Annotated in this window: 34 protein-coding genes; 32 read left to right on the forward strand and 2 right to left on the reverse strand. The window is 67.9% G+C overall.

Annotated elements, in window-relative coordinates:
* Positions 1 to 171: 171 nt before the first annotated feature.
* Positions 172 to 780 carry a dTDP-4-dehydrorhamnose 3,5-epimerase gene (gene rfbC, locus ACGFYQ_RS23485; RefSeq protein ID WP_393746893.1) on the reverse strand — a complete coding sequence of 203 codons (609 nt, stop codon included), beginning with the start codon at positions 778 to 780 and terminating at the stop codon, positions 172 to 174.
* Positions 777 to 1652 carry a glucose-1-phosphate thymidylyltransferase RfbA gene (gene rfbA / locus ACGFYQ_RS23490; protein WP_393746895.1) on the reverse strand — a complete coding sequence of 292 codons (876 nt, stop codon included), beginning with the start codon at positions 1650 to 1652 and terminating at the stop codon, positions 777 to 779. The genes rfbC and rfbA overlap by 4 nt, the downstream gene beginning before the upstream one ends.
* 81 nt (positions 1653 to 1733) lie before the next feature.
* On the opposite strand from rfbA, the gene rfbB reads away from it, so the two are divergent.
* The 32 genes from rfbB to ACGFYQ_RS23650 all read left to right on the forward strand — a co-directional run bounded on the left by rfbB (position 1734) and on the right by ACGFYQ_RS23650 (position 25179).
* Positions 1734 to 2711, forward strand: coding sequence for a dTDP-glucose 4,6-dehydratase (gene rfbB / locus ACGFYQ_RS23495; protein WP_393746897.1), 978 nt, complete (start codon positions 1734 to 1736; stop codon positions 2709 to 2711).
* Positions 2708 to 3628: a dTDP-4-dehydrorhamnose reductase gene (gene rfbD / locus ACGFYQ_RS23500; protein WP_393746899.1), complete on the forward strand. Its 921-nt coding sequence runs from the start codon at positions 2708 to 2710 to the stop codon at positions 3626 to 3628. The genes rfbB and rfbD overlap by 4 nt, the downstream gene beginning before the upstream one ends.
* The gene (locus ACGFYQ_RS23505; protein WP_393746901.1) at positions 3625 to 4962 is read left to right on the forward strand and encodes a hypothetical protein; all 1338 of its coding nucleotides are present in this window, start codon (positions 3625 to 3627) and stop codon (positions 4960 to 4962) included. The genes rfbD and ACGFYQ_RS23505 overlap by 4 nt, the downstream gene beginning before the upstream one ends.
* A 68-nt stretch (positions 4963 to 5030) precedes the next feature.
* Positions 5031 to 5720 (forward strand): glycosyltransferase family 2 protein, encoded by a 690-nt coding sequence (locus ACGFYQ_RS23510; protein WP_362395196.1) that lies wholly within the window; start codon positions 5031 to 5033, stop codon positions 5718 to 5720.
* Complete coding sequence (locus ACGFYQ_RS23515) at positions 5717 to 6178, forward strand: DUF2304 domain-containing protein (RefSeq protein ID WP_393746903.1); 462 nt, start codon at positions 5717 to 5719, stop codon at positions 6176 to 6178. Before ACGFYQ_RS23510 ends, ACGFYQ_RS23515 begins: the two co-directional genes overlap by 4 nt.
* Positions 6179 to 6184: 6 nt before the next feature.
* A complete protein-coding gene (locus tag ACGFYQ_RS23520; RefSeq protein ID WP_393746905.1) occupies positions 6185 to 7087 on the forward strand; it encodes a glycosyltransferase family 2 protein in 903 nt (300 codons plus the stop codon).
* Between the two features lie 30 nt (positions 7088 to 7117).
* The gene (locus ACGFYQ_RS23525) at positions 7118 to 8923 is read left to right on the forward strand and encodes a hypothetical protein (protein WP_393746907.1); all 1806 of its coding nucleotides are present in this window, start codon (positions 7118 to 7120) and stop codon (positions 8921 to 8923) included.
* A 143-nt stretch (positions 8924 to 9066) separates the two neighbouring features.
* A complete protein-coding gene (locus ACGFYQ_RS23530) occupies positions 9067 to 11691 on the forward strand; it encodes a peptidoglycan recognition protein (protein ID WP_393746909.1) in 2625 nt (874 codons plus the stop codon).
* A 78-nt stretch (positions 11692 to 11769) separates the two neighbouring features.
* Entirely contained in the window at positions 11770 to 12885 is a 1116-nt protein-coding gene (locus ACGFYQ_RS23535) for a hypothetical protein (protein WP_393746911.1), read from the forward strand.
* A 469-nt stretch (positions 12886 to 13354) separates the two neighbouring features.
* Positions 13355 to 13663 carry a 30S ribosomal protein S10 gene (gene rpsJ / locus ACGFYQ_RS23540; RefSeq protein ID WP_003948644.1) on the forward strand — a complete coding sequence of 103 codons (309 nt, stop codon included), beginning with the start codon at positions 13355 to 13357 and terminating at the stop codon, positions 13661 to 13663.
* Positions 13664 to 13677: 14 nt separating this feature from the next.
* Positions 13678 to 14322 (forward strand): 50S ribosomal protein L3, encoded by a 645-nt coding sequence (gene rplC / locus ACGFYQ_RS23545; RefSeq protein WP_007265899.1) that lies wholly within the window; start codon positions 13678 to 13680, stop codon positions 14320 to 14322.
* A 4-nt stretch (positions 14323 to 14326) separates the two neighbouring features.
* On the forward strand, positions 14327 to 14977 hold the full coding sequence (gene rplD, locus ACGFYQ_RS23550) for a 50S ribosomal protein L4 (protein WP_030710344.1): 651 nt from the start codon (positions 14327 to 14329) through the stop codon (positions 14975 to 14977).
* Positions 14977 to 15300: a 50S ribosomal protein L23 gene (rplW, locus tag ACGFYQ_RS23555; RefSeq protein ID WP_030154694.1), complete on the forward strand. Its 324-nt coding sequence runs from the start codon at positions 14977 to 14979 to the stop codon at positions 15298 to 15300. Before rplD ends, rplW begins: the two co-directional genes overlap by 1 nt.
* Before the next feature lie 39 nt (positions 15301 to 15339).
* Positions 15340 to 16176: a 50S ribosomal protein L2 gene (gene rplB / locus ACGFYQ_RS23560; protein ID WP_008739715.1), complete on the forward strand. Its 837-nt coding sequence runs from the start codon at positions 15340 to 15342 to the stop codon at positions 16174 to 16176.
* Between the two features lie 12 nt (positions 16177 to 16188).
* Entirely contained in the window at positions 16189 to 16470 is a 282-nt protein-coding gene (gene rpsS / locus ACGFYQ_RS23565) for a 30S ribosomal protein S19 (protein ID WP_008739713.1), read from the forward strand.
* A 43-nt stretch (positions 16471 to 16513) separates the two neighbouring features.
* A complete protein-coding gene (gene rplV, locus ACGFYQ_RS23570; protein WP_037792011.1) occupies positions 16514 to 16861 on the forward strand; it encodes a 50S ribosomal protein L22 in 348 nt (115 codons plus the stop codon).
* Entirely contained in the window at positions 16861 to 17703 is an 843-nt protein-coding gene (rpsC, locus tag ACGFYQ_RS23575) for a 30S ribosomal protein S3 (RefSeq protein ID WP_008739710.1), read from the forward strand. The genes rplV and rpsC overlap by 1 nt, the downstream gene beginning before the upstream one ends.
* Before the next feature lie 5 nt (positions 17704 to 17708).
* Positions 17709 to 18128 carry a 50S ribosomal protein L16 gene (rplP, locus tag ACGFYQ_RS23580; protein ID WP_008739704.1) on the forward strand — a complete coding sequence of 140 codons (420 nt, stop codon included), beginning with the start codon at positions 17709 to 17711 and terminating at the stop codon, positions 18126 to 18128.
* Positions 18128 to 18352: a 50S ribosomal protein L29 gene (rpmC, locus tag ACGFYQ_RS23585; protein WP_008739703.1), complete on the forward strand. Its 225-nt coding sequence runs from the start codon at positions 18128 to 18130 to the stop codon at positions 18350 to 18352. The genes rplP and rpmC overlap by 1 nt, the downstream gene beginning before the upstream one ends.
* Positions 18352 to 18633, forward strand: coding sequence for a 30S ribosomal protein S17 (gene rpsQ / locus ACGFYQ_RS23590; protein WP_030008467.1), 282 nt, complete (start codon positions 18352 to 18354; stop codon positions 18631 to 18633). The genes rpmC and rpsQ overlap by 1 nt, the downstream gene beginning before the upstream one ends.
* Before the next feature lie 106 nt (positions 18634 to 18739).
* Positions 18740 to 19108 carry a 50S ribosomal protein L14 gene (gene rplN, locus ACGFYQ_RS23595; protein WP_008739701.1) on the forward strand — a complete coding sequence of 123 codons (369 nt, stop codon included), beginning with the start codon at positions 18740 to 18742 and terminating at the stop codon, positions 19106 to 19108.
* A gap of 2 nt (positions 19109 to 19110) precedes the next feature.
* Positions 19111 to 19434: a 50S ribosomal protein L24 gene (gene rplX, locus ACGFYQ_RS23600; protein WP_073912889.1), complete on the forward strand. Its 324-nt coding sequence runs from the start codon at positions 19111 to 19113 to the stop codon at positions 19432 to 19434.
* Positions 19434 to 19985 carry a 50S ribosomal protein L5 gene (rplE, locus tag ACGFYQ_RS23605; RefSeq protein WP_215143988.1) on the forward strand — a complete coding sequence of 184 codons (552 nt, stop codon included), beginning with the start codon at positions 19434 to 19436 and terminating at the stop codon, positions 19983 to 19985. The genes rplX and rplE overlap by 1 nt, the downstream gene beginning before the upstream one ends.
* Before the next feature lie 5 nt (positions 19986 to 19990).
* On the forward strand, positions 19991 to 20176 hold the full coding sequence (locus ACGFYQ_RS23610; protein ID WP_003956452.1) for a type Z 30S ribosomal protein S14: 186 nt from the start codon (positions 19991 to 19993) through the stop codon (positions 20174 to 20176).
* A 223-nt stretch (positions 20177 to 20399) separates the two neighbouring features.
* A complete protein-coding gene (gene rpsH / locus ACGFYQ_RS23615) occupies positions 20400 to 20798 on the forward strand; it encodes a 30S ribosomal protein S8 (protein WP_007265911.1) in 399 nt (132 codons plus the stop codon).
* 20 nt (positions 20799 to 20818) lie between these two features.
* Positions 20819 to 21358, forward strand: a complete 540-nt coding sequence (gene rplF, locus ACGFYQ_RS23620; RefSeq protein ID WP_393746915.1) for a 50S ribosomal protein L6 — start codon at positions 20819 to 20821, stop codon at positions 21356 to 21358.
* Between the two features lie 2 nt (positions 21359 to 21360).
* Positions 21361 to 21744, forward strand: a complete 384-nt coding sequence (gene rplR / locus ACGFYQ_RS23625; protein WP_393746917.1) for a 50S ribosomal protein L18 — start codon at positions 21361 to 21363, stop codon at positions 21742 to 21744.
* Between the two features lie 45 nt (positions 21745 to 21789).
* Positions 21790 to 22392 carry a 30S ribosomal protein S5 gene (gene rpsE / locus ACGFYQ_RS23630; RefSeq protein ID WP_073912880.1) on the forward strand — a complete coding sequence of 201 codons (603 nt, stop codon included), beginning with the start codon at positions 21790 to 21792 and terminating at the stop codon, positions 22390 to 22392.
* Positions 22392 to 22574, forward strand: a complete 183-nt coding sequence (rpmD, locus tag ACGFYQ_RS23635) for a 50S ribosomal protein L30 (RefSeq protein ID WP_005313525.1) — start codon at positions 22392 to 22394, stop codon at positions 22572 to 22574. Before rpsE ends, rpmD begins: the two co-directional genes overlap by 1 nt.
* A 1-nt stretch (position 22575) precedes the next feature.
* On the forward strand, positions 22576 to 23031 hold the full coding sequence (gene rplO / locus ACGFYQ_RS23640; RefSeq protein WP_008739693.1) for a 50S ribosomal protein L15: 456 nt from the start codon (positions 22576 to 22578) through the stop codon (positions 23029 to 23031).
* A gap of 187 nt (positions 23032 to 23218) precedes the next feature.
* Positions 23219 to 24532 (forward strand): preprotein translocase subunit SecY, encoded by a 1314-nt coding sequence (gene secY / locus ACGFYQ_RS23645; RefSeq protein ID WP_385401583.1) that lies wholly within the window; start codon positions 23219 to 23221, stop codon positions 24530 to 24532.
* Complete coding sequence (locus tag ACGFYQ_RS23650; RefSeq protein WP_393746920.1) at positions 24532 to 25179, forward strand: adenylate kinase; 648 nt, start codon at positions 24532 to 24534, stop codon at positions 25177 to 25179. The genes secY and ACGFYQ_RS23650 overlap by 1 nt, the downstream gene beginning before the upstream one ends.
* Positions 25180 to 25218 lie beyond the last annotated feature (39 nt).

Here is a 25218-nt window from a genome sequence, read left to right on the forward strand (position 1 = left end):
TCGTGCTCTGACCTGGTAGCTCGCTGACGCGAGCGCCAAGTTGCACTGAAGGGCCCCGGCCCACCGCTTCGGCGGTGGGGCGGGGCCCTTCGGCGTAGCGGGGAGGGAACGGTGAACGAGAGGAGGGCCGCACCCTTTCGGGTGCGGCCCTCCTCTCGTGACAGCGGTGGGTCAGGCGGGTCGGTTCACGCGGAGCGACTCGGTGAACTCCTTGCAGGCCGCGTAGTCGGGCAGCAGCCCGGACGCGACCGCGTCGGCCAGCGACGGGGCGGCCTCGTCACGCGCGGACAGCAGCGGCACGTCGGCCGGCCACTCGATGGCCAGGTCGGCGTCGAGCGGGTGAACCGAGTGCTCGCCGGTCGGGTTGTACGTCTCCGAGCAGAGGTACGACAGCGTCGCGTCGTCGCTCAGCGCGCAGAACCCGTGGCCGAGGCCCTCGGGGATGTAGACCGCCCGGCGGTCCACGTCGTCCAGCCGGACGCCCTCCCACGTGCCGAACGTGGGGGAGCCGACCCGCAGGTCCACGATGACGTCGAGCACGGCGCCGCGCACGCAGGTCACGTACTTGGCCTGGCCGCGCGGCACATCGGCGAAGTGGATGCCGCGGACCACGCCCGCGGAGGAGACCGAGAGGTTCGCCTGCGCCAGGTTCAGCGGGTGGCCGACCACCTCGGCCAGCCGGTCGAAGCGGTACCACTCGGTGAACAGGCCGCGCGGGTCCCCGTGCAGCTGCGGGGTGACCTCGAAGGCGCCCTCGATGGAGAGTTCACGGAACTTCATCGGGCGTCCTCCTCGTCGAGCAGGGCCAGCAGGTAGTCGCCGTAACCGCTCTTGGTGAGCGGCTGGGCGAGCTCGCGCAGCTGCGCGGAATCGATCAGGCCGGCCCGCCAGGCCGCCTCCTCGATACAGCCGATCTTGAAGCCCTGGCGCTCCTCGATGACGCGGACGAACTCGGAGGCCTGCACCATCGAGACGAAGGTGCCGGTGTCCAGCCACGCGGTACCGCGGTCGAGGATGGTGACGTTCAGCTCGCCGGCCTGGAGGTACGCGTCGTTGACCGCGGTGATCTCCAGTTCGCCGCGGGCGCTGGGCTTCAGGCCGCGGGCGATCTCGACGACCTGGTTGTCGTAGAAGTACAGGCCCGGCACCGCGTAGCGGGACTTGGGCTTGACCGGCTTCTCCTCGATGGAGATGGCCTGGCCGTTCTCGTCGAACTCCACCACGCCGTACGCCGTCGGGTCCGCCACCGGGTACGCGAAGACCCGGCCGCCCTTGGAGTCGGTGTGCTGGGCGAGCCGGGTGCCGAGGCCGCTGCCGTGGAAGATGTTGTCGCCGAGGATCAGCGCGACGGACTGGTCACCGATGAAGTCGGCCCCGAGGACGAAGGCCTGGGCGATGCCCTCCGGGCGCTCCTGGACGGCGTACTCCAGCCGCAGGCCGAACTGCGAGCCGTCGCCGAGCAGCCGCTCGAACTGCTCGCGGTCTTCCGGGGTGGTGATGATCAGGATTTCACTGATACCCGCCATCACCAGGGTGGAGAGGGGGTAGTAGATCATCGGCTTGTCGAAGACGGGCAGCAGCTGCTTCGAAACGGCCCGGGTCAACGGCCAGAGTCGCGATCCGGTGCCACCGGCCAAAAGGATTCCACGCATGGGTGAACCCTATGCGAGAGCGTGCAGGGGAGCCGAGCCAAGGGAATGTGACGTTCGGCAGGCCGCTAGACTCTTCGTATTATGCGCATCCTCGTGACCGGCGGCGCCGGCTTCATCGGTTCAGAATTCGTCCGCCAGCAGCTCGGTGCAGATGCCGCCGCTCGGATCACGGTCTTCGACAAGCTGACCTACTCCGGCGTCGAGGCGAATCTGGCGCCGGTCGCGGACCACCCCGGATACACCTTCGTCAAGGGCGACATCTGCGACGCCGAGGCCGTCGACCAGGTGATGCCCGGTCACGACGTCGTCGTGCACTTCGCCGCCGAGTCCCACGTGGACCGCTCCATCGCCGGCGCGGGCCCCTTCGTGATGACCAACGTGGTGGGTACGCAGGTCCTGCTGGACTCCGCCCGCAAGCACGGCGTCGGCCGCTTCGTCCACATCTCCACGGACGAGGTCTACGGCTCGATCAGCGAGGGCTCCTGGACGGAGGAGTGGCCGCTGGTGCCGAACTCCCCGTACTCCGCCTCCAAGGCGTCGTCCGACCTGCTGGCGCTGGCCTACCACCGCACCCACGGCATGGACGTGGTGGTCACCCGCTGCTCCAACAACTACGGGCACTACCAGTTCCCGGAGAAGGTCATCCCGCTGTTCGTCTCCAACCTGATGGACGGCAAGAAGGTCCCGCTGTACGGCAACGGCGGCAACGTGCGCGACTGGCTGCACGTCTCCGACCACTGCCGCGGCATCGACCTGGCCATGCGCAAGGGCCGCGCCGGCGAGGTCTACAACATCGGCGGCGGCACCGAGCTCACCAACAAGGAGCTCACCGGCGTGCTGCTGGAGGCCGCGGGCCTCGGCTGGGACATGGTCGAGCAGGTCGAGGACCGCAAGGGCCACGACCTCCGCTACTCGATCGACATCAGCAAGATCGGCGCCGAGCTCGGCTACGCGCCGCAGGTCACCTTCGAGGACGGCATCAAGGCCACCATCGACTGGTACCGCGAGAACCGCGCCTGGTGGGAGCCGCTCAAGGTGAAGGCGGCGCTGCAGAAGTGACCGCCGACTCCGGGGCCACGCGCTGGCTCGTCACCGGCGCCGCCGGGATGCTCGGCCAGGACGTCCTGGCCGTCCTGAAGGACGCCGGGATCGAGGCCGTGGGCCTCGGCCGCGCCGACCTCGACATCACCGACCCGGCAGCCGTCCGGGCCGCCGTCGAGGGCGCCGCCGTGGTCGTCAACTGCGCCGCCTGGACGGACGTGGACGGTGCGGAGACGGCCGAGGACGCCGCCACCGCCGTCAACGGCACCGGCGTCCGCGTGCTCGCCGGGGCCTGCGCCGCGGCCGGTGCGCGCCTGCTGCACGTCTCCACCGACTACGTGCTGCCCGGCGACGCCTCGGAGCCGTACCGCGAGGACGCCGAGACCGGCCCGGTCAACGCCTACGGGCGTACCAAGCTGGTCGGCGAGCAGGCCGTCGCCGAGCTGCTGCCGCAGGACGGCTACGTGGTCCGCACCGCCTGGCTGTACGGCGAGAACGGCCCGAACTTCGTCGCCACCATGCTGAAGCTGGCGGCCCAGCGGGACACCCTGGACGTCGTCGACGACCAGCACGGCCAGCCCACCTGGTCGTACGCGCTCGCCCGCCGACTGGTCGAACTCGGCCTCGCCGCGCAGGACGGCCGCGCCCCCGGCGGGGTCTACCACGGCACCGCGAGCGGCCGGACGACCTGGTTCGGGCTGGCTCGCGAGAGCTACCGGCTGAGCGGCCTGGACCCGGAGCGGATCCGTCCGACCGACTCCGCGGCGTTCGTACGCCCCGCGGTCCGCCCCGCCTTCAGCGTGCTCGCGCACGACCGCTGGGCCGAGGCCGGCCTGGCCCCGCTGCCCGACTGGCGGGAGCAGCTGGCCGAGGCCCTCGGCACCCCGGTCTTCACCGCGCTGGCCGCGCAGGCCCGGGACGGCCGTACGGGATGAGGGCCCTGCTGAACAAGCTGACCGCGGCGCTGCCGCCGGGCACCGTCGCGGTGGCCGGCGGCACCGTCGTGCTCGGCGCGGCCTCCTACGTCCACCTGGGCGTGGCCGGCCACAGCCTGGCCGAGCGGGGCATGGCCATGGCGAACGTCTCGGTGCTGTGGACGATCGTGATGTCCATCGGCATCGGCGTCTTCTTCCCCATCGAGCAGGAGCTCACCCGGATCGTCTCGGCCCGTGTGGTGCTGGGCCAGGGCACCGCCCCGGTGCTCCGCCGGGCCACCGTGCTCACCGCGGGGATCCTTGGGGCGACCCTGCTCGTACTGGGCCTCGGCGCGGGCCCGATCGCGGACCTGCTGTTCCAGGGTGACCGGGGCCTCGTGGCCGCGCTCGGCGGCGCCTTCACGGGCATGGCCGTCTGCTACCTCACCCGTGGCGTGCTGGCCGGCCTCGGCCGGTTCGGCGCGTACGGCACCCAGCTCGCCGTCGACGGCGGCCTGCGGATCGTGCTCGCGGCCGGCTGCGCCCTCTTCGGGCTGCACTCCGCGCTCGCCTTCAGCCTGGTCCTGGCCGTCGCGCCCGTCATCGCGACCCTGGTCACCCTGCCGACGCTGCTGCGCGCCGTCGGCCCCGGCGAACCCATCGCCTGGCGGGATCTGTACAGCGGACTGGGCCTGCTCATCTGCGCGACCCTGCTGTCCCAGCTGGTCGTCAACGCCGCGGTGATGAGCACCAAGCTGCTGGCCCCCACCGACGGCGCCCTGATCGGGGCCCTGCTCAGCGCGCTGGTCCTGGCCCGGGTGCCGCTCTTCGTCTTCGGCTCGCTGCAGGCCTCGCTGCTCAGCGGTCTCACCGCCGCCTTCACCGCCGGAGACCGGGCAGCGTTCTGGGCGATGCTGCGCCGGATCGGCGTGGTCGTCGGGGCGCTCGGGCTGCTCGGCGGAGTGCCCGCGACGGTGCTCGGACCCTGGCTGATCGAGGTGCTCTTCAAGGCCGAGCCGGTGCTGGGCAGCTTCGACTTCTTCCTGATGTCCGCGGGCACCGTGGCGTACATGTTCGCGATGGTGCTCGGACAGGCGCTCATGGTATTCAAGCGGCACAACCTGCAACTGCTCTGCTGGGCCGTCGGTACCGCGGTCCTGGTGGGCATCACCTTGATACCGGGCGATGTGGCCCTGCGCGTGATCGTTGCCTACGCGCTCGGTTCCGTCGCCACCGTGCTCGCTATGCTGGCAGCTCTGAGGCTGAGCTTCCCCGGAGCGGCTGCACCGGCCGCTGAAGGGTCCGGGCAGATGGCCGACACAAGCAGCCCGGGCGTGGGTGCGGTCGGTAAATGACCATGCAGGCCCACGACGTCACACCGATCACCGAGCACTCGTTTGTGCCCCGTTCCGCTGGAGCTACCGTGTCCCAATACGACGATGTCTGGCTGGTCATACCGGCCTATAACGAGGGCCAGGTGATCGCCGACGTGGTCGAGGGGGCCCGCAAGACGTTCCCCAACATCGTCGTCGTCGACGACGGCAGCACGGACGACTCGGCCAAGCACATCGCGACCACCGGCGCCCACCTGGTGCGACACCCCGTCAACCTCGGCCAGGGCGCGGCGCTGCAGACGGGTCTCACCTACGCGCTCGCCCAGCCCGGCGCCCAGTACTTCGCCACCTTCGACGCCGACGGCCAGCACCAGACCAAGGACGTCGAGACGATGGTCGCGGTGCTGCGCGGCGGCGAGGCCGACGTCGTCCTCGGCTCCCGCTTCATCGAGCAGAACGGCCAGGTGCCGTGGATCAAGCAGGTGGTGCTGCGTACGGCCGCCGCGGTCAGCCCCACCGCCCGCAAGCTCAAGCTCACCGACTCGCACAACGGCCTGCGCGTGCTGAGCCGCAAGGCCGCCGAGCAGCTGAACATCACGATGAACGGCATGGCCCATGCGTCCGAGCTCGTCGGCTTCCTGGCCGGCTCCGGACTGCGGGTCACCGAGGTCCCGGTGGACATCCTCTACACCGATTACTCACGCGCCAAGGGTCAGTCCCTGATCAACGGCGTCAACATCCTTTTTGACATTTCGCTGCGGGAGCGTGGGCGTCGATGAAGTACTTCTGGATCCAGCTGCTGCTGATCCTCGGTTCGGTGTCCATGGCACTGATGTTCATCCGGACCTGGGGCCAGGCGAAGAACCGGGCCTGGAAGCGCATAGCGTTCTCGGTGTTCGTCGTCGTCAACGTGTACGCGGTGCTCCGCCCGACCGACGTCACCTGGGTCGCCCATCAGCTCGGCGTCGGCCGAGGCACCGACCTGGTGCTCTACGTGATGGTGCTCGCGATGGGCTTCCTCACGCTCAACACCTTCCTGCGCTTCCGGTCGCTGGAGAAGAAGATCACCGACCTGGCCCGGACGGTGGCCATCAACGAGGGCCTCCGGCACAACGACGAGCGCCTCGGCCCGGACGCGCCCGCCGTACCCGCGCCCGCCGTACCCGCGCCCGCCGCACCGGCGGCCGCTGACGCCGATGTCGATGCCGCTGCCGACTCCGATTCCGTGAAGGCCTGACGCTCCATGGCGACGTTCGACTTCATGCTCCCCTACTACGGGGACGTGCAGCTGATGCAGGACGCGGTGCGCAGCGTCCTGGCGCAGACGGACCCGGACTTCCGGCTCGTCGTGATCGACGACGGCAAGGAGCCGGACGTACCCGGCTGGTTCGAGCAGCTCGGCGACGAGCGGGTCCAGTACACCCGCAACGAGCAGAACCTCGGCATCACCAAGAACTTCCAGAAGTGCGTGGAGCGCTCCGAGTCCGACTACGTGGTCATCATGGGCTGCGACGACCTCCTGCACCCGCACTACCTGGAGACCGTCCGCTCGATCATCGGCGCCCACCCGGGCATCGGCATGGTCCAGCCCGGCGTCGAGGTCATCGACGGCGAAGGCCGCGTGACGCAGGGCGGACTCGCGGACAACACCAAGAAGCGGCTGTACGCGCCGCAGGTGAAGGGCCGTCGGCTGATGGCCGGTGAGGAACTGGCCGCCAGCGTGCTGCGCGGCAACTGGCTGTATTTCCCCTCCATCGCCTGGCGCGGCGAGGCGCTGCGCAAGGTGAACTTCCGCGACGACTACTCGGTGATCCAGGACCTGGCGCTGGTGGTCGACCTGCTGGAGGACGGCGAGGAGATGGTGATCGACAGCTCGACCACGGTCTTCCAGTACCGCAGGCACGCCGTCAGCGAGTCGTCGGTGCAGGCCTTCTCGGGCACCCGCTTCACCGAGGCCGCGCGGTACTTCGCCGCGGTCGCCGCGCGGATGGACGCCCGGGGCTGGCCCAAGGCGGCCCGCGCGGCCCGCTTCCACAGCGCGTCCCGCCTGCACGCGCTCACCATGCTTCCCGGCGCCCTGCGCCGCGGGCACCGGGAGGGCGCCCGCACCCTGGCGAAGCACGCCTTCACCTCCGGCCAGAACTGAGCCGATCCGCACACCACGAAACGGACTGAGATGACACACCTGGCCCCCGAGGCGGTCGGACAGGCCGGCTCGGAGCACCGCCCCTCCGAGGAAGCGGAAGGCAAGCGCCTCTCGTCCGTTTCCCGGAGCCGTGCGTGGCGGTCCCGGCGCTGGGTGCTCCCCCTGGCCGAGGTCGTGGTCAGTCTCGTGGCGGCCCTCGGCTACACGCTGCTGTGCACGCGCATCGGCGTCAACCCGATCAACCGCATCGGCCAGGTCAGCGGCCTCGCCAAGATGCAGCAGTACGCGGCCCTGCTCGGGCTGCCCCTGCTCGCACTGCTCCTCTACACCGCGTACCGCGGGCGCCCGTGGCGCCACCAGTTGGTGAAGCGCCTGGTCTGCGCGGCGCTCGCCGGTCTGGCCACCGGCGTGGTGGCGGGCGGCGTGGTCGTCGCGCTGCGCGGGACGCCGCATCCGCTCGGCGGCCAGGAGGGCGACCCGAGCGTCCTGGTGGAGATGGCCAACTCGTTCCTGTCGGGCGAGGGCATGTCGGGCATCTACCCGCCCGCGTTCCCGGCGCTGATGGCCCTCTGGGCGAAGGTCCGCTACGACGGCCTGGGCCAGGCGGGCTTCGCCCTGCAGGACATGCAGATCTTCTTCAGCGCCCTGTTCGGCCCGATGGCGTACCTGGCGTGGCGCCTGCTGCTCCGCCCGTTCTGGGCCCTGCTGATCGCCGTCCCGGCGGCGGTGGTCTTCCTCGACCCGATCCGCCCGTACAGCCACGTCGTGATGGTCGTGCTGCTGCCGCTCCTCGGTTACTGCCTGCTGCAGGTGCGCAAGGCGGGCACCCGTTCCCTGAAGTCCCTGGTGCTGCGCGGCGTGGCACTCGGCCTGGTCTTCGGCGTGCTGTTCCTCTGGTACTCCGGCTGGTACGTCTGGGCCGCGCCCGGTGCGGCCCTGCTCTTCCTCTTCCTCTTCCCGTGGCGGGCGGGCGCCCCCACGGTGAAGCGGGCCGCCGCGTTCGTCGCGGCCGTCCTGGTCACGGCCGGAGTGATCGGCGCCCCGCTGCTGTACCAGATGGTGCGGCTCGGTGCGCAGACCCCGGACCGCTACGCGTACCTCGGGGTGTACGCGGACCCGGCGTACGTCCTGGGCTGGACCTCCGACCGGACGGGAACCCTCACCTACCAGGACTGGCCGGTCTCCGGCGACATGGCGGGACAGACCGGCTTCGCGCTGCTGCTGCTCTTCGGCGTGGGCCTCGGAGTCGGCCTGGGCCTGCGGAACATCATGGTCCGCACCGCGGCGGCGGTCCTCGCGGGTGCCTGGCTGGCCCGCTTCTGGTTCGCCTCGAACATGGCGCACGACAAGGCGGTGCAGCTCTTCCCCCGGACCACGTGGATCATCATGTACTGCCTGATGATCCTGGCCGTGCTGGGCATGATGATGGTGGTCCAGCGGGGTACCGGCTGGGCCGAGCGCACCCTGCGCCCGGCCGGGGCCGACCCGGCGGCGCGGGTCGTCCCGCGCCGGGCGGTGCGGCAGCTCTCGGCCGGCATGGTGTGCGCGGTGGCGCTGTTCGCCACGATGGGGGCGTCCTGGTCGGCCAACCGCTACATGCCGGCGCCCGAGTCGGACAACACCATGGGCCTCGACGCCTGGCGTGCGCACGTGATCAAGAAGCCGAACGGCCAGTGCCCGCGCTATTCGCCGGTCAAGAACTGCGACGACCTCAACGTCAAGCTCTGGAAGCAGTTCAAGGACGACGGCGAGATCTGGTGCGCGAACATCGTGGCCAAGGACTGGCCCGCCGTCTGCGGCCGCAAGGCGCCCTTCAAGGACAAGTCGGTGGAATAGCGCACCCGTACGAACCCGACTGAAACGGACCACGTCGTCCCACCCCGATCGGCTGTCACCGGGAGCCAGTAGTATCCCGGTCAACCAGTGCTCTCACCTGGTGTGTTCGCCAAAGGGGTTGGGACAACTTGAAGATAGGGCGTGTGCGCGGTACTGCTCTTGCAGCCGCGCTCGGTGTGGTTGCGGTACTCGGATTCCAGGGGGCGGCCAACGGTTTCGGCGCGGACTCCCTGGATGACAACGCAGGGGCGCGCTACCGCGCTTCGGGCAAGGCGAACGGTCCCGTCACGGGCAAGGTCCACAAGCTCGCGCTGAAGTCGCAGGGGGCTGGCAAGGCCGTCCTCTCGCAGCAGGACACCAAGCCCTTCGGCCTCCTGGGCGTCTCCTGGACGGACCCGGCCGCCGAGGTCAAGGGGACCATCGAGGCCCGTACCCGCGATGCGGAGACCGGCGAGTGGTCCAAGTGGATCACCCTGGAAGCGGCCAAGGCGGGTCTCGACGGCAAGCGCCCGGGGCTCCGCGGCGCGACCGAACCCGTCTGGGTCGGCCCGTCCGACGGCGCCGAGGTACGGGTGGGCGGCAACGCCGCCGCGCTCCCCGCCGGACTGGAGCTCAACCTGGTGGACCCGGGCGCCGCCCCGGCCGCCAAGAAGAAGGACGCCAACCTGGGCGCCGCCCCGGTGGCCTTCGCCCTCCCGACGGCGGACGGCGACCCGCCCACCACGCCGCCGACGACCCCCGGGCCCGCCTCCACGGCGCCGAAGCCCGACATGGTCTCGCGCGTCGCGTGGGGTGCGGACGAGAGCCTGAACAACGAGGGCCCGATCTACCTCACCGGGGGCAAGGTCAAGGCGGTCTTCGTCCACCACACGGCGGCCACCGCGCCGTACGAGTGCTCCGAGTCCGCGGCCATCGTCCGCAGCCTGCACGTCTACCACGTGCAGTCCAACGGCTGGCGCGACCTCGGCTACAACTTCCTGGTCGACAAGTGCGGCACGGTCTTCGAGGGCCGTCAGGGTGGCACCGACCAGCCCGTCTACGGCGCGCACACCTTCGGCTGGAACGCCGAGTCGACGGGCATCGCCGTACTGGGCGACTACACGACCGCGGGGGCCTCGGCCGCCGCGCTCGAATCCATCTCCAAGGTCGCCGCGTACAAGCTGGGCCAGTACGACGGCGACATGAACGGCACGACGACGCTGACCGCGGGCGCCACGCAGAAGAACTTCTTCGGCACCGACTTCATCGACAAGCAGTCGTACACGTTCAAGACGCTGTCGGGTCACCGGGACGGCTTCAACACCCAGTGCCCGGGCAACTCGCTCTACCCGCAGCTGGACACCATCCGTAAGTCCGGCCCCGCGGCGAAGCTGAACATCACCTCGGTGAACGGGGTCGCGCCCAAGCCGGGTACCCCGATCGAGACCCCCGGTCCGGTGTCGCTCAGCTGGGAGACCAGCACGGCCAGCGCCCTGGTGACCCAGTTCGAGCTGCTGGTCGACGGCAAGCCGGTCGCGACCACCGCGGGCACCGCCCGTACGGCCTCCACCACGCTGGCCGTCGGCAGCCACCAGCTCCAGGTCGTGGCGACCACGACGAACGGCAAGGTGGCCACCAGCCTCCCGGTCACCGTCGTGGCGGAGATCAAGGACGTCAAGTTCGTCCCGGTCACCCCCACGCGCCTGATGGACACGCGGGCGGGCCTGGGCGTCCCGCAGGCGAAGGTCGCCGGCGGCACCTCGGTCACCCTCCCGGTGGCGGGCAACAGCGGCATCCCCGCGAGCGGCGTGACCGCCGTCGTACTCAACGTGACGGCGACGAACCCGACGCAGCCGAGCTTCGTCTCGGTCTACCCGAGCGGTACGACCCGCTCCAGCGCCTCGAACCTGAACTTCACCCCCGGCCAGACGATCCCGAACCTGGTGGTCGTCCCGGTCGTGGACGGGAAGGTCAGCTTCTACAACAACCAGGGCACCGTCGACCTGATCGCGGACGTCACCGGCTACTTCACGTCGAGCGGTGCGGGCGCCACCCACACCAACTACGGCCCGACGCGCCTGATGGACACCCGCGCGGGCCTCGGCGTCCCGCAGGCCAAGGTCGCCGGCGGCACCTCGGTCACCCTCCCGGTCGCCGGCGTCGGTGAGATCCCGGCCACCGGGGTCAAGGCGGTCGTGCTGAACGTGACGGCGACGAACCCGACGGAGCCGAGCTTCGTCTCGGTGTACCCGAGCGGTACGACGCGTACGAGCGCGTCGAACCTGAACTTCACCCCGGGCCAGACGATCCCGAACCTGGTGGTCGTCCCGGTCGTGGACGGGAAGGTCAGCTTCTACAACAACCAGGGCACCGTCGACCTGATCGCGGACGTCACCGGCTACTTCTCGGACAGCACCGCGGGCTCGACGCACACCAACATCGGCCCGAAGCGCCTGATGGACACCCGCGCGGGCCTGGGTGTCCCGCAGGCGAAGGTCGCCGGCGGCACCGTGGTCACCCTGCCGGTGGCGGGTATCGAGGGGATCCCGGCCACCGGGGTCAAGGCGGTCGTGCTGAACGTGACGGCGACGAACCCGACGGAGCCGAGCTTCGTCTCGGTCTTCCCGAGCGGTACGACGCGTACGAGCGCCTCGAACCTGAACTTCACCCCCGGCCTCACGATCCCGAACCTGGTGATCGTCCCGGTGGTGGACGGGAAGGTCAGCTTCTACAACAACCAGGGGACCGTGGACCTGATCGCGGACATCACCGGGTATTTCAGCAAGTGATCTAGATCGTGCAGAACCGCAGGTGAGAGGCTCCGCACCGAAAGGTGCGGGGCCTCTCGGCCGTACCAGGGGTGGGACATGGGGAACAACGACAACGACAGGCCGGGCCTCTCCGACGAGGAGTGGGCCCGGTTCATGGAGCAGGCCGCCGAGGGGGCGGGGGACGCGCCGAGGGAGCCCTCCGCGCGGGCGCGGATGGTCACCGAGCGGCTGCGGAACGAGCCGGAACCGCCGGGCTGGCGCACCGCCCCCGTGCGGCGGGAGAGGGCGGGCAGGCGCCGGCTCAAGGCCGCCGCGGCCATCGTCTTCATCGCCGGGATCGCGCTGATCGCCGTACGCCCCGAGCTGCTGATCGACCGCGTCACGGGCAGGGCGGAGGCCCGGCACGACGCCAAGGCCGCGGCGCCGATACCCGCGGAGTCGGTACGCCCGACCGCTCCGCCGCCGTCGGTGGACCCGGACCGGCCGACCCTGCGGGAACCCTTCCGCGGCTCCCCGGCCGCCCAGTGGGCCGACGGCGCCGCCGGGATCGAGCTCCCCGAGGCCACGGCCGTCGGCGGACTGTCCGCGGAGAAGGTCGCGGCGGCGCTGGGGAAGGCCAAGGAGTTCCTGATCGCGGCCAACCTGGACCCGGCGACCCTGCGGGGAGGGCGGCCCGAGGCCGCGCTGGCCGTGCTGGATCCGAAGGACCCGGAGACGGTGGAGCGCCTGGACGCGTCGCTGGCCAAGCCAGGCAAGGACCAGGACCCGCTGAACGCGTTCACCCGGTACGACCCGGCCGAGCTCAAGCTCGTGGGCGACGTGGTCAAGGTCCGCGGCCGGATGTGGGTGGAGCCCGGCAAGGAGCCCGGTCAGGCAAAGGTGCTGGCCGACTACACGTTCGTCTACCCGCTGGTGAAGGCGAAGGAGGGCGCGGACCAGGTCGAGCGGACCATCGTGCGCCGCGAGATGACCTTCTCGATCGTCGACCCGCGCAAGTGGGAGGCCACCGCCGGGCGGCTCTGGCTCGACGCCTACCGCGTCGACCTCGCGAACAGCGCGTGCGAGGTGTACGACGGGTACGTGCACCCGGCCTTCGACGCGGACCCGGTGACCGGTACGAGGCCCTCCGGAACACCCGAGGACCCGTACGACCGGAGCAAGAGCATCGACGCGACCCGCCAGGAGGGCTGCGGGACCGTGTCGCGCTCCTGACCGGGGGAGAAACCCCGCCGGGCGATACGGGTGCGGCAGTTTGACCACTCAGCGTGGCGGGGTATTCTCTTCCGCCCGATTGGCCAGGTACGTGCCTCGTATGGCAGACTACTCAAGTTGCTCGGCTGAGTGCCGATGCTGCGCGCCTCCCGCCGGGAGGACCGGAAGCGAGTCCCACAGTACTCGTCGTCCTTAATCTGCCTTCCGGGGCAGCAATGGGGACGGACGTACGGGAATCTTCTGGGAAGTGTCAGCACGGTGCCCACCAGGCGCTCGGTGGGTGTTTCTCCCCCGAAACGCGGTCACAGGGACCGCACCCCCTTGGACGAGGGAATTTCCGTATGGGAATTTTCTGTAGAGGGAGTGCGACACGCCCGACCGCGTGGGTCGGAGAGAAGCCGCGGGATCCGTCCCGCAGCCGACCGAGAGCCAGAGCGTTTCCACATACAGACAGGACTACGGAGTAGCCATGGCGGGACAGAAGATCCGCATCCGGCTCAAGGCCTACGACCACGAGGTCATCGATTCCTCGGCGAAGAAGATCGTCGAGACGGTGACGCGCACTGGTGCGTCGGTCGCGGGCCCGGTGCCGCTGCCCACTGAGAAGAACGTGTACTGCGTCATCAAGTCGCCGCACAAGTACAAGGACTCGCGCGAGCACTTCGAGATGCGCACGCACAAGCGCCTGATCGACATCCTCGACCCGACCCCCAAGACCGTTGACTCGCTGATGCGCCTGGACCTTCCGGCCGGCGTTGACATCGAGATCAAGCTCTGAGAGGCGTCGAGAAGATGGCAAAGCAGATCAAGGGCGTCCTGGGCGAGAAGCTCGGCATGACCCAGGTCTGGGACGAGAACAACCGTGTCGTCCCGGTGACCGTGGTCAAGGCCGGACCCTGCGTCGTTACCCAGGTCCGTACGAACGACATCGACGGCTACGAGTCGGTCCAGATCGCCTTCGGCGAGATCGACCCGCGCAAGGTGAACAAGCCCCTCAAGGGCCACTTCGCCAAGGCCGACGTGACCCCCCGCCGCCACCTGGTGGAGCTCCGCACCTCCGACGCCAGCGAGTACACGCTCGGCCAGGAGATCACTGCTGAGGTGTTCGAGTCCGGCGTCAAGGTTGACGTCACGGGCAACAGCAAGGGCAAGGGCTTCGCCGGTGTCATGAAGCGGCACAACTTCCGGGGCCTCGGCGCCGGTCACGGTGTGCAGCGCAAGCACCGCTCCCCCGGTTCGATCGGTGGCTGCGCCACCCCTGGGCGTGTCTTCAAGGGCATGCGCATGGCCGGTCGTATGGGCAACGAGCGTGTCACCACCCAGAACCTGACCATCCACGCGGTTGACGCGGAGAAGGGTCTGCTCCTCATCAAGGGCGCGGTCCCCGGTCCGAACGGCGGCCTCGTCCTGGTCCGTACCGCGGCCAAGGGGGCTTGAGGTAATGAGCACCATTGACATCCTTTCGCCGGCAGGCGACAAGGCCGGTACCGTCGAGCTCCCCGCGGAGATCTTCGACGCGAAGACCAGCGTTCCGCTGATCCACCAGGTCGTTGTCGCCCAGCTGGCTGCTGCCCGTCAGGGCACGCACAAGACCAAGCGTCGTGGCGAAGTCCGTGGTGGTGGCCGCAAGCCGTACCGCCAGAAGGGCACCGGCCGCGCGCGCCAGGGTTCGACCCGTGCTCCGCAGTTCGTCGGCGGTGGCGTTGTCCACGGCCCGCAGCCGCGTGACTACTCCCAGCGGACCCCGAAGAAGATGAAGGCCGCCGCCCTCCGCGGTGCCCTCTCGGACCGTGCGCGTCACTCCCGCATCCACGTCGTCACCGGCGTGGTCGAGGGTTCCGCCTCCACGAAGGCCGCCAAGACGCTGTTCGGCAAGATCTCGGAGCGCAAGAACCTGCTCCTGGTCGTCGAGCGCGCCGACGAGGCCGCGTGGCTGTCCGCCCGCAACCTGCCCCAGGTTCACATCCTGGAGCCGGGCCAGCTGAACACGTACGACGTGATCGTCTCTGACGACGTGGTCTTCACTCAGGCCGCTTTCGAGTCCTTCGTGTCTGGCCCCAAGGCCGATGAGACCGAAGGGAGCGACGCCTGATGTCTGAGGCGACCGTTACCAGCAAGACCTTCACTGACCCGCGCGACCTGCTGATCAAGCCGGTTGTCTCGGAGAAGAGCTACGCGCTGCTGGACGAGAACAAGTACACGTTCATCGTCGCGCCTGGCTCCAACAAGACCCAGATCAAGCAGGCCGTGGAAGCGGTCTTCGGGGTCAAGGTCACCGGGGTCAACACGATCAACCGTCAGGGTAAGCGCAAGCGCACCAAGACCGGTTTCGGCAAGCGCGCTGACACCAAGCGCGCCATCGTGACCCTCGCTGAGGGCGACCGAATCGACATCTTCGGCGGCCAGGCCTCCTAACGGAGGTCTAGTCGTCCGGAATCGGACGAGGACTGAGAAATGGGTATCCGCAAGTACAAGCCGACGACCCCGGGCCGTCGTGGCTCCAGCGTCGCCGACTTTGTCGAGATCACGCGGTCCACGCCGGAGAAGTCGCTGGTTCGCCCCCTGCACAGCAAGGGCGGCCGTAACAACACCGGTCGGATCACCGTTCGCCACCAGGGTGGTGGACACAAGCGCGCCTACCGCGTGATCGACTTCCGTCGTCACGACAAGGACGGCGTGCCGGCCAAGGTCGCGCACATCGAGTACGACCCCAACCGCACTGCGCGCATCGCGCTCCTGCACTACGCGGACGGCGAGAAGCGCTACATCATCGCGCCGAAGGCTCTGAAGCAGGGCGACCGGATTGAGAACGGCCCCACGGCCGACATCAAGCCGGGCAACAACCTGGCCCTCCGTAACATCCCGGTCGGTACCACGATCCACGCGATCGAGCTCCGTCCCGGTGGTGGCGCCAAGTTCGCCCGTTCCGCGGGTGCCTCCGTGCAGCTGCTGGCGAAGGAGGGCACGATGGCCCACCTTCGTATGCCTTCCGGTGAGATCCGCCTGGTCGACGCGCGCTGCCGCGCCACCGTCGGCGAGGTCGGCAACGCCGAGCAGTCGAACATCAACTGGGGCAAGGCCGGCCGCATGCGCTGGAAGGGCGTTCGCCCGTCCGTCCGCGGTGTCGCGATGAACCCGGTTGACCACCCGCACGGTGGTGGTGAGGGCAAGACCAGTGGTGGTCGCCACCCGGTCTCCCCGTGGGGTCAGAAGGAGGGTCGTACTCGCTCGCCGAAGAAGGCTTCGAGCAAGTACATCGTCCGCCGCCGCAAGACGAACAAGAAGCGCTAGGAGCGGGTTTAGATGCCGCGCAGTCTCAAGAAGGGGCCCTTCGTCGACGACCACCTCGTAAAGAAGGTGGACGTCCAGAACGAAGCCGGCACCAAGAACGTCATCAAGACCTGGTCCCGTCGCTCGATGATCATCCCCAGCATGCTGGGTCACACCATCGCGGTGCACAACGGCAAGACCCACGTCCCGGTGTTCGTCACCGAGTCGATGGTCGGCCACAAGCTCGGCGAGTTCTCGCCGACTCGCACCTTCCGCGGCCACGTCAAGGACGACCGGAAGTCGAAGCGCCGCTAAAGGCGGGGTGGTTACGACTATGACTTACACCGAAGGGACAACCATGGAAGCCAGGGCCCAGGCGCGGTACATCCGCGTCACGCCCATGAAGGCCCGCCGAGTGGTGGACCTTATCCGTGGCATGGATGCCACGGAGGCTCAGGCGGTCCTGCGTTTCGCCCCGCAGGCCGCGAGCGTGCCGGTTGGCAAGGTGCTTGACAGCGCCATTGCCAATGCCGCACACAACTACAACCACCCGGACGCCTCCACGCTGGTCATCAGCGAGGCGTTCGTGGACGAGGGCCCGACCCTGAAGCGGTTCCGTCCGCGTGCGCAGGGCCGTGCCTACCGGATCCGCAAGCGGACCAGCCACATCACCGTGGTCGTCAGCAGCAAGGAAGGTTCCCGGTAATGGGCCAGAAGGTAAACCCGCACGGGTTCCGGCTCGGCATCACCACCGACTTCAAGTCGCGTTGGTACGCCGACAAGCTGTACAAGGACTACGTCAAGGAAGACGTCGCCATCCGCAGGATGATGACGTCCGGCATGGAGCGCGCCGGCATCTCGAAGGTTGAGATCGAGCGCACCCGTGACCGCGTGCGTGTGGACATCCACACCGCTCGTCCGGGCATCGTCATCGGCCGCCGTGGCGCCGAGGCCGACCGCATCCGCGGCGACCTCGAGAAGCTCACGGGCAAGCAGGTCCAGCTGAACATCCTCGAGGTCAAGAACCCCGAGCTTGACGCTCAGCTGGTTGCCCAGGCCGTTGCCGAGCAGCTCTCCTCCCGCGTCTCCTTCCGTCGCGCCATGCGTAAGAGCATGCAGGGCACGATGAAGGCCGGCGCCAAGGGCATCAAGATCCAGTGTGGCGGCCGTCTCGGCGGCGCCGAGATGTCCCGCTCCGAGTTCTACCGCGAGGGTCGTGTGCCGCTGCACACGCTGCGCGCGAACGTGGACTACGGCTTCTTCGAGGCCAAGACCACCTTCGGCCGTATCGGTGTGAAGGTCTGGATCTACAAGGGCGACGTCAAGAACATCGCCGAGGTTCGCGCCGAGAACGCTGCGGCCCGTGCGGGTAACCGCCCGGCCCGTGGTGCTCAGGGCGCTGGCGACCGTCCCGCCGGCCGTGGTGGCCGTGGTGGCGAGCGCGGCGGCCGTGGTGGCCGCAAGCCGCAGCAGGCTGCTGGTGCCGAGGCCCCCAAGGCCGACGCTCCCGCCGCCGCTCCGGCCGAGAGCACCGGAACGGAGGCCTGACCGACATGCTGATCCCTCGTAGGGTCAAGCACCGCAAGCAGCACCACCCCAAGCGCAGTGGTATGGCGAAGGGCGGTACTGAGGTCACGTTCGGTGAGTACGGCATCCAGGCGCTGACCCCGGCGTACGTGACGAACCGCCAGATCGAGGCGGCTCGTATTGCGATGACCCGCCACATCAAGCGTGGCGGCAAGGTCTGGATCAACATCTACCCGGACCGCCCGCTGACGAAGAAGCCTGCCGAGACCCGCATGGGTTCCGGTAAGGGTTCTCCCGAGTGGTGGATCGCCAACGTGCACCCGGGCCGGGTCATGTTCGAGCTGTCCTACCCGAACGAGAAGATTGCTCGTGAGGCGCTCACCCGCGCTGCTCACAAGCTTCCGATGAAGTGCCGGATTGTTCGGCGCGAGGCAGGTGAGTCGTGATGGCGACGGGAACCAAGGCGTCCGAGCTGCGTGAGCTCGGCAACGAGGAGCTCGTTGGCAAGCTGCGCGAGGCCAAGGAGGAGCTGTTCAAGCTCCGCTTCCAGGCGGCCACGGGTCAGCTGGAGAACAACGGCCGGCTCAAGTCCGTCCGTAAGGACATCGCTCGCATCTACACCCTGATGCACGAGCGTGAGCTCGGTATCGAGACGGTGGAGAGCGCCTGATGAGCGAGAACAACGTGACTGAGAAGACCGAGCGCGGTTTCCGCAAGACCCGTGAGGGTCTGGTCGTCAGCGACAAGATGGACAAGACCGTCGTCGTCGCCGTCGAGGACCGCGTGAAGCACGCCCTGTACGGCAAGGTCATCCGCCGTACGAACAAGCTCAAGGCTCACGACGAGCAGAACGCTGCCGGCGTCGGCGACCGCGTCCTCATCATGGAGACGCGTCCGCTGTCGGCGAGCAAGCGCTGGCGCATCGTCGAGATCCTCGAGAAGGCCAAGTAATTCGTCCGGGGGGTTTCCCCCGGATTCGTTCCGCCAGGCTCGGTGGGGGCCCAGCTCCTCGGAGTGAAGCCCCCGCCGGGAACCGGCAGACAAACAGGAGATACACGTGATCCAGCAGGAGTCGCGACTGCGTATCGCCGACAACACTGGTGCCAAGGAAATCCTTTGCATCCGTGTTCTCGGTGGTTCCGGTCGCCGCTACGCGGGCATCGGTGACGTCATCGTCGCCACCGTCAAGGACGCGATCCCCGGTGGCAACGTGAAGAAGGGTGACGTCGTCAAGGCGGTCATCGTTCGCACCGTCAAGGAGCGTCGCCGCCAGGACGGCTCGTACATCCGCTTTGACGAGAACGCCGCCGTCATTCTGAAGAACGACGGCGACCCTCGCGGCACCCGTATCTTCGGCCCGGTGGGCCGTGAGCTGCGCGAGAAGAAGTTCATGAAGATCATCTCGCTCGCGCCGGAGGTGCTGTAAGCATGAAGATCAAGAAGGGCGACCTGGTTCAGGTCATCACCGGTAAGGACAAGGGCAAGCAGGGCAAGGTCATCGTCGCCTTCCCCGCTGAGAACCGCGTCCTCGTCGAGGGTGTCAACCGGGTCAAGAAGCACACCAAGGCCGGCCAGACCGCTGGTGGCTCGCAGACCGGTGGCATCGTGATCACCGAGGCGCCGATCCACGTCAGCAACGTTCAGCTGGTTGTGGAGAAGGACGGCCAGAAGGTCGTTACCCGCGTCGGTTTCCGCTTCGACGACGAGGGCAACAAGATCCGCGTTGCCAAGCGGACGGGTGAGGACATCTGATGGCTACCACTCCGCGTCTCAAGACGAAGTACCGCGAGGACATCTCGGGCAAGCTGCGTGAGGAGTTCTCCTACGAGAACGTCATGCAGATCCCCGGTCTCGTGAAGATCGTGGTCAACATGGGTGTGGGCGACGCCGCCCGCGACTCCAAGCTGATCGACGGCGCCATCCGCGACCTGACGACGATCACCGGTCAGAAGCCGGCCGTCACGAAGGCCCGCAAGTCCATCGCGCAGTTCAAGCTGCGCGAGGGTCAGCCGATCGGCTGCCACGTCACCCTCCGTGGTGACCGCATGTGGGAGTTCCTGGACCGTACGCTGTCGCTCGCGCTTCCGCGTATCCGTGACTTCCGTGGTCTGTCGCCGAAGCAGTTCGACGGCCGTGGCAACTACACCTTCGGTCTCACGGAGCAGGTCATGTTCCACGAGATCGACCAGGACAAGATCGACCGTACCCGGGGTATGGACATCACCGTGGTCACCACGGCGACCAACGACGCTGAGGGCCGCGCGCTCCTTCGTCACCTCGGCTTCCCCTTCAAGGAGGCGTAAGCGAGATGGCGAAGAAGGCTCTCATCGCGAAGGCTGCCCGCAAGCCCAAGTTCGGTGTGCGTGCGTACACCCGCTGCCAGCGCTGCGGTCGTCCCCACTCCGTGTACCGCAAGTTCGGCCTGTGCCGCGTGTGCCTTCGTGAGATGGCTCACCGTGGCGAGCTGCCGGGCGTGACCAAGAGCTCCTGGTAAATCACCCTCGTCCGCAAGGACTTGGGGGGTACCAGGCACTCTCGGTAAGCATCTGGACGGTGGGTGCCCGGCCGCGCATGCCTTAGGCTTGTGTGGTTGGGCGTCCGCCGCCCATAACGACTTACTACGCCGTAGGTCCCCGCACCGCACCCGTCCCGCCACTGAGTGGGGAGAGGGATGGCGCATACAGGAAACCCCGGCGAGAGAGGCCGAAGGCCACTTCATGACCATGACTGACCCGATCGCAGACATGCTCACGCGTCTGCGTAACGCTAACTCGGCGTACCACGACACCGTCGTGATGCCGCACAGCAAGATCAAGTCGCACATCGCGGAGATCCTCAAGCAGGAGGGTTTCATCACCGGCTGGAAGGTCGAGGACGCCGAGGTCGGCAAGAACCTCGTCCTCGAGCTGAAGTTCGGGCCGAACCGTGAGCGCTCCATCGCGGGCATCAAGCGGATCTCGAAGCCCGGTCTGCGCGTGTACGCGAAGTCCACCAACCTGCCGAAGGTCCTCGGCGGCCTGGGCGTGGCGATCATCTCCACGTCCCACGGTCTCCTGACCGGTCAGCAGGCAGGCAAGAAGGGCGTAGGTGGGGAAGTCCTCGCCTACGTCTGGTAGTCGGGAACGGAGGAAAAGCAATGTCGCGAATCGGCAAGCTCCCCATCCAGGTTCCCGCCGGTGTGGACGTCACCATCGACGGCCAGGCGGTCGCTGTGAAGGGCCCCAAGGGTTCCCTCGCGCTCACCGTCAAGGCGCCGATCGAGATCGTCAAGGGTGAGGACGGCGTTCTGAACGTCACCCGCCCGAACGACGAGCGTCAGAACAAGGCCCTGCACGGCCTGTCCCGCACGCTGGTGGCGAACATGATCACCGGTGTGACCACGGGATACGTCAAGGCTCTCGAGATCAGCGGTGTCGGTTACCGCGTGGCCGCGAAGGGCTCCAACCTGGAGTTCCAGCTCGGCTACAGCCACCCGATCCTGGTGGAGGCGCCCGAGGGCATCTCCTTCAAGGTCGAGTCGCCGACCAAGTTCTCGGTCGAGGGCATCGACAAGCAGAAGGTCGGCGAGGTCGCCGCCAACATCCGCAAGCTGCGGAAGCCCGACCCGTACAAGGCCAAGGGTGTCAAGTACGCCGGCGAAGTCATCCGCCGCAAGGTCGGAAAGGCTGGTAAGTAGCCATGGCATACGGTGTGAAGATCGCCAAGGGCGACGCGTACAAGCGCGCTGCCAAGGCACGCCGCCACATCCGCATCCGCAAGAACGTCTCGGGTACGGCGGAGCGTCCGCGCCTCGTCGTGACGCGTTCCAACCGCAACATCGTTGCTCAGGTCATCGACGACCTCCAGGGTCACACCCTGGCGTCCGCGTCGACCCTGGACGCTTCGATCCGCGGTGGCGAAGGCGACAAGAGCGCCCACGCCCAGGCTGTCGGCGCGCTCGTCGCCGAGCGTGCCAAGGCCGCGGGTGTCGAGACCGTCGTGTTCGACCGCGGTGGCAACCGATACGCCGGGCGCATTGCCGCTCTGGCTGACGCCGCCCGCGAAGCCGGGCTGAAGTTCTAAGCCCCGGTTCCGGGACTCACGGACGTAACAGAGAGAGGTAATCCAATGGCTGGACCCCAGCGCCGCGGAAGCGGTGCCGGTGGCGGCGAGCGGCGGGACCGGAAGGGTCGCGACGGTGGCCCTGCCGCCGAGAAGACCGCTTACGTTGAGCGCGTTGTCGCGATCAACCGCGTCGCCAAGGTTGTCAAGGGTGGTCGCCGCTTCAGCTTCACCGCGCTGGTCGTGGTGGGCGACGGTGACGGCACTGTAGGTGTCGGTTACGGCAAGGCCAAGGAAGTTCCCGCGGCCATCGCCAAGGGTGTCGAGGAAGCCAAGAAGTCCTTCTTCAAGGTTCCGCGCATCCAGGGCACCATCCCTCACCCGATCACGGGCGAGCGTGCCGCGGGCGTCGTGCTCCTGAAGCCGGCTTCCCCCGGTACCGGTGTTATCGCCGGTGGCCCGGTGCGCGCCGTTCTGGAGTGCGCCGGCGTTCACGACATCCTGTCGAAGTCGCTCGGCTCTTCGAACGCGATCAACATCGTGCACGCGACCGTGGCGGCCCTCAAGGGCCTGCAGCGTCCCGAGGAGATCGCGGCTCGCCGTGGTCTGCCCCTCGAGGACGTCGCCCCCGCGGCTCTCCTTCGTGCACGTGCTGGGGCGGGTGCGTAATGGCTCGCCTCAAGATCACGCAGACGAAGTCGTACATCGGCAGCAAGCAGAACCACCGCGACACTCTGCGTTCGCTCGGGCTCAAGCGCCTGAACGACGTGGTCGTCAAGGAGGACCGCCCCGAGTTCCGCGGAATGGTTCACACCGTCCGCCACCTCGTGACGGTTGAGGAGGTTGACTAACATGGCTGAGAACAGCCCGCTGAAGGCCCACAACCTCCGTCCCGCCCCCGGCGCCAAGACCGCGAAGACCCGTGTCGGTCGTGGTGAGGCGTCGAAGGGTAAGACGGCCGGTCGTGGTACGAAGGGCCAGAAGGCCCGCTACCAGATCCCGCAGCGCTTCGAGGGTGGGCAGATGCCCCTCCACATGCGCCTGCCGAAGCTCAAGGGCTTCAAGAACCCGTTCCGCACCGAGTTCCAGGTTGTCAACCTGGACAAGCTCGGCGCTCTCTACCCCGAGGGTGGAGAGGTCACGGTGGCCGACCTGGTCGCCAAGGGCGCGGTTCGCAAGAACAGCCTCGTCAAGGTCCTGGGCCAGGGCGAGCTCTCCGTGGCGCTGCAGGTTTCGGTTGACGCCGTCTCCGCCTCCGCCAAGGAGAAGATTGCCGCTGCCGGCGGCACGGTCACCGAGCTCGTCTAAGACGAATCCAGTGACCAAATAGCTCGAAACCCGACCGGGGATGCCTCACATATGGGGCATCCCCGGTCGGTCGTTCCACGGGAGGCACACTCGCCGGTAAGGTGGCGTGCACCTTTGCTTTGTCGTATTCGTCGATCCCTCAGACCGTCACCTCTGACGCAGTAGCGCGGGGGTCGCAGGAGGCACCGTGCTCACCGCGTTCGCCCGGGCGTTCAAGACGCCCGACCTGCGCAAGAAGCTGCTCTTCACGCTCGGCATCATCGTGCTGTTCCGGCTCGGGTCCCACATCCCGGTACCCGGCGTGAGCTACAAGAACGTTCAGATCTGTGTCGACCAGGCAGGCAGCAGCAACGGGCTGTTCGGTCTCGTCAACATGTTCAGCGGCGGTGCGCTGCTGCAGATCACGATCTTTGCGCTCGGCATCATGCCGTACATCACCGCGAGCATCATCCTGCAGCTGCTGACCGTGGTCATCCCGAAGCTGGAGAACCTCAAAAAAGAGGGACAGTCCGGCACGGCGAAGATCACTCAGTACACGCGCTATCTGACGGTCGCACTCGCGATCCTGCAGGGCACCGGCCTCGTCGCCACCGCCCGCACTGGTGCCCTGTTCCAGGGCTGCCAGGTCGCCAGCCAGATCGTCCCGGACCGGTCGATCTTCACCACGATCGTCATGGTGGTCACCATGACCGCCGGTACCTGTGTCGTCATGTGGCTCGGTGAGCTCGTGACCGACCGCGGCATCGGCAACGGCATGTCGATCCTCATGTTCATCTCGATCGCCGCCGGCTTCATCGGCGCCCTCTGGCAGATCAAGCTCCAGGGCAAGATCGCCGACGGCTGGGTCGAGTTCGGTGTCGTCATCCTCGTCGGCCTCGCGATGGTCGCCCTGGTGGTCTTCGTCGAGCAGGCGCAGCGCCGGATCCCGGTCCAGTACGCGAAGCGCATGATCGGCCGCCGTGCTTACGGCGGTACCTCGACCTACATCCCGCTCAAGGTGAACCAGGCGGGTGTCATCCCCGTCATCTTCGCCTCGTCGCTGCTGTACATCCCGGCGCTGATCGTCCAGTTCAGCGGCTCCACCGCCGGCTGGGCCACCTGGATCCAGAAGCACTTCGTCAAGGGCGACCACCCGTACTACATCGCGACCTACTTCCTCCTGATCGTCTTCTTCGCGTTCTTCTACGTGGCGATCTCGTTCAACCCCGAGGAAGTTGCAGACAACATGAAGAAGTATGGTGGGTTCATCCCGGGTATTCGTGCCGGTCGACCTACCGCCGAGTACTTGAGCTACGTGCTCAACCGGATCACTTGGCCGGGGTCGCTGTACCTGGGTCTCATCGCTCTTGTGCCGACGATGGCGTTGGCGGGCTTCGGAGCGAACCAGAACTTCCCGTTCGGCGGGACGAGCATCCTGATCATCGTGGGTGTGGGTCTGGAAACCGTGAAGCAGATCGAGAGCCAGCTCCAGCAGCGTAATTACGAAGGGTTCCTCCGCTGATGCGAATCGTCCTCGTTGGACCGCCCGGTGCGGGCAAGGGAACGCAGGCCGCGTTCCTTGCCAAGAACCTGTCGATCCCGCACATCTCCACGGGCGACCTGTTCCGGGCCAACATCAGCCAGAACACCGAGCTCGGCCTGCGCGCCAAGGCGTTCATGGATGCCGGCGACCTCGTCCCCGACGAGATCACCATCGGCATGGCCAAGGACCGCATGGAGCAGCCCGACGCGGTGAACGGCTTCCTGCTCGACGGCTTCCCGCGCAACGTCTCCCAGGCCGAGGCGCTCGACGAGATGCTCCAGGCCGCGGGTATGAAGCTCGACGCCGTCCTCGACCTGGAGGTCGAGGAGGACGAGGTCGTCAAGCGGATCGCCGGCCGCCGGATCTGCCGCAACGACTCCGCGCACGTCTTCCACGTCACGTACGCCCCGCCGAAGACAGAGGGTGTCTGCGACACCTGCGGCGGCGAGCTGTACCAGCGCGGCGACGACTCGGAGGGCACGGTCCGCAACCGGCTGGAGGTCTACCACACGCAGACCGAGCCGATCATCGACTTCTACAAGGCCCAGGGCCTGCTCGTGACCATCCCCGCCCTCGGTGAGGTCGCGGACGTCACGAAGCGCGCGATGGAAGCGCTGCAGAAGTAGTCACCCGTTGTTGTGCAGGTACGGCCGCGGTGCCCTCGG

Source organism: Streptomyces sp. NPDC048258 (genome assembly GCF_043201995.1).
In the GTDB taxonomy this organism is placed as follows: Bacteria; Actinomycetota; Actinomycetes; order Streptomycetales; family Streptomycetaceae; genus Streptomyces.

Excerpts from the sequence above, each read along its gene's own strand:
- rfbC (WP_393746893.1), bottom strand. The coding sequence starts at position 780 with ATGAAGTTCCGTGAACTCTCCATCGAGGGCGCCTTCGAGGTCACCCCG.
- ACGFYQ_RS23520 (WP_393746905.1), top strand. The coding sequence starts at position 6,185 with ATGGCGACGTTCGACTTCATGCTCCCCTACTACGGGGACGTGCAGCTG.
- ACGFYQ_RS23535 (WP_393746911.1), top strand. The coding sequence starts at position 11,770 with ATGGGGAACAACGACAACGACAGGCCGGGCCTCTCCGACGAGGAGTGG.
- ACGFYQ_RS23525 (WP_393746907.1), top strand. The coding sequence starts at position 7,118 with ATGACACACCTGGCCCCCGAGGCGGTCGGACAGGCCGGCTCGGAGCAC.
- rfbA (WP_393746895.1), bottom strand. The coding sequence starts at position 1,652 with ATGCGTGGAATCCTTTTGGCCGGTGGCACCGGATCGCGACTCTGGCCG.
- rplF (WP_393746915.1), top strand. The coding sequence starts at position 20,819 with ATGTCGCGAATCGGCAAGCTCCCCATCCAGGTTCCCGCCGGTGTGGAC.
- ACGFYQ_RS23610 (WP_003956452.1), top strand. The coding sequence starts at position 19,991 with ATGGCGAAGAAGGCTCTCATCGCGAAGGCTGCCCGCAAGCCCAAGTTC.
- rplV (WP_037792011.1), top strand. The coding sequence starts at position 16,514 with ATGGAAGCCAGGGCCCAGGCGCGGTACATCCGCGTCACGCCCATGAAG.
- rpsJ (WP_003948644.1), top strand. The coding sequence starts at position 13,355 with ATGGCGGGACAGAAGATCCGCATCCGGCTCAAGGCCTACGACCACGAG.
- rplD (WP_030710344.1), top strand. The coding sequence starts at position 14,327 with ATGAGCACCATTGACATCCTTTCGCCGGCAGGCGACAAGGCCGGTACC.
- rplC (WP_007265899.1), top strand. The coding sequence starts at position 13,678 with ATGGCAAAGCAGATCAAGGGCGTCCTGGGCGAGAAGCTCGGCATGACC.
- rfbB (WP_393746897.1), top strand. The coding sequence starts at position 1,734 with ATGCGCATCCTCGTGACCGGCGGCGCCGGCTTCATCGGTTCAGAATTC.
- ACGFYQ_RS23505 (WP_393746901.1), top strand. The coding sequence starts at position 3,625 with ATGAGGGCCCTGCTGAACAAGCTGACCGCGGCGCTGCCGCCGGGCACC.
- rpsE (WP_073912880.1), top strand. The coding sequence starts at position 21,790 with ATGGCTGGACCCCAGCGCCGCGGAAGCGGTGCCGGTGGCGGCGAGCGG.
- rplW (WP_030154694.1), top strand. The coding sequence starts at position 14,977 with ATGTCTGAGGCGACCGTTACCAGCAAGACCTTCACTGACCCGCGCGAC.
- rplX (WP_073912889.1), top strand. The coding sequence starts at position 19,111 with ATGAAGATCAAGAAGGGCGACCTGGTTCAGGTCATCACCGGTAAGGAC.
- rpsC (WP_008739710.1), top strand. The coding sequence starts at position 16,861 with ATGGGCCAGAAGGTAAACCCGCACGGGTTCCGGCTCGGCATCACCACC.
- rpmC (WP_008739703.1), top strand. The coding sequence starts at position 18,128 with ATGGCGACGGGAACCAAGGCGTCCGAGCTGCGTGAGCTCGGCAACGAG.
- rpsH (WP_007265911.1), top strand. The coding sequence starts at position 20,400 with ATGACCATGACTGACCCGATCGCAGACATGCTCACGCGTCTGCGTAAC.
- rpsQ (WP_030008467.1), top strand. The coding sequence starts at position 18,352 with ATGAGCGAGAACAACGTGACTGAGAAGACCGAGCGCGGTTTCCGCAAG.
- rplP (WP_008739704.1), top strand. The coding sequence starts at position 17,709 with ATGCTGATCCCTCGTAGGGTCAAGCACCGCAAGCAGCACCACCCCAAG.
- rplE (WP_215143988.1), top strand. The coding sequence starts at position 19,434 with ATGGCTACCACTCCGCGTCTCAAGACGAAGTACCGCGAGGACATCTCG.
- rpsS (WP_008739713.1), top strand. The coding sequence starts at position 16,189 with ATGCCGCGCAGTCTCAAGAAGGGGCCCTTCGTCGACGACCACCTCGTA.
- rplR (WP_393746917.1), top strand. The coding sequence starts at position 21,361 with ATGGCATACGGTGTGAAGATCGCCAAGGGCGACGCGTACAAGCGCGCT.
- rplO (WP_008739693.1), top strand. The coding sequence starts at position 22,576 with ATGGCTGAGAACAGCCCGCTGAAGGCCCACAACCTCCGTCCCGCCCCC.
- rplB (WP_008739715.1), top strand. The coding sequence starts at position 15,340 with ATGGGTATCCGCAAGTACAAGCCGACGACCCCGGGCCGTCGTGGCTCC.
- ACGFYQ_RS23515 (WP_393746903.1), top strand. The coding sequence starts at position 5,717 with ATGAAGTACTTCTGGATCCAGCTGCTGCTGATCCTCGGTTCGGTGTCC.
- ACGFYQ_RS23650 (WP_393746920.1), top strand. The coding sequence starts at position 24,532 with ATGCGAATCGTCCTCGTTGGACCGCCCGGTGCGGGCAAGGGAACGCAG.
- rpmD (WP_005313525.1), top strand. The coding sequence starts at position 22,392 with ATGGCTCGCCTCAAGATCACGCAGACGAAGTCGTACATCGGCAGCAAG.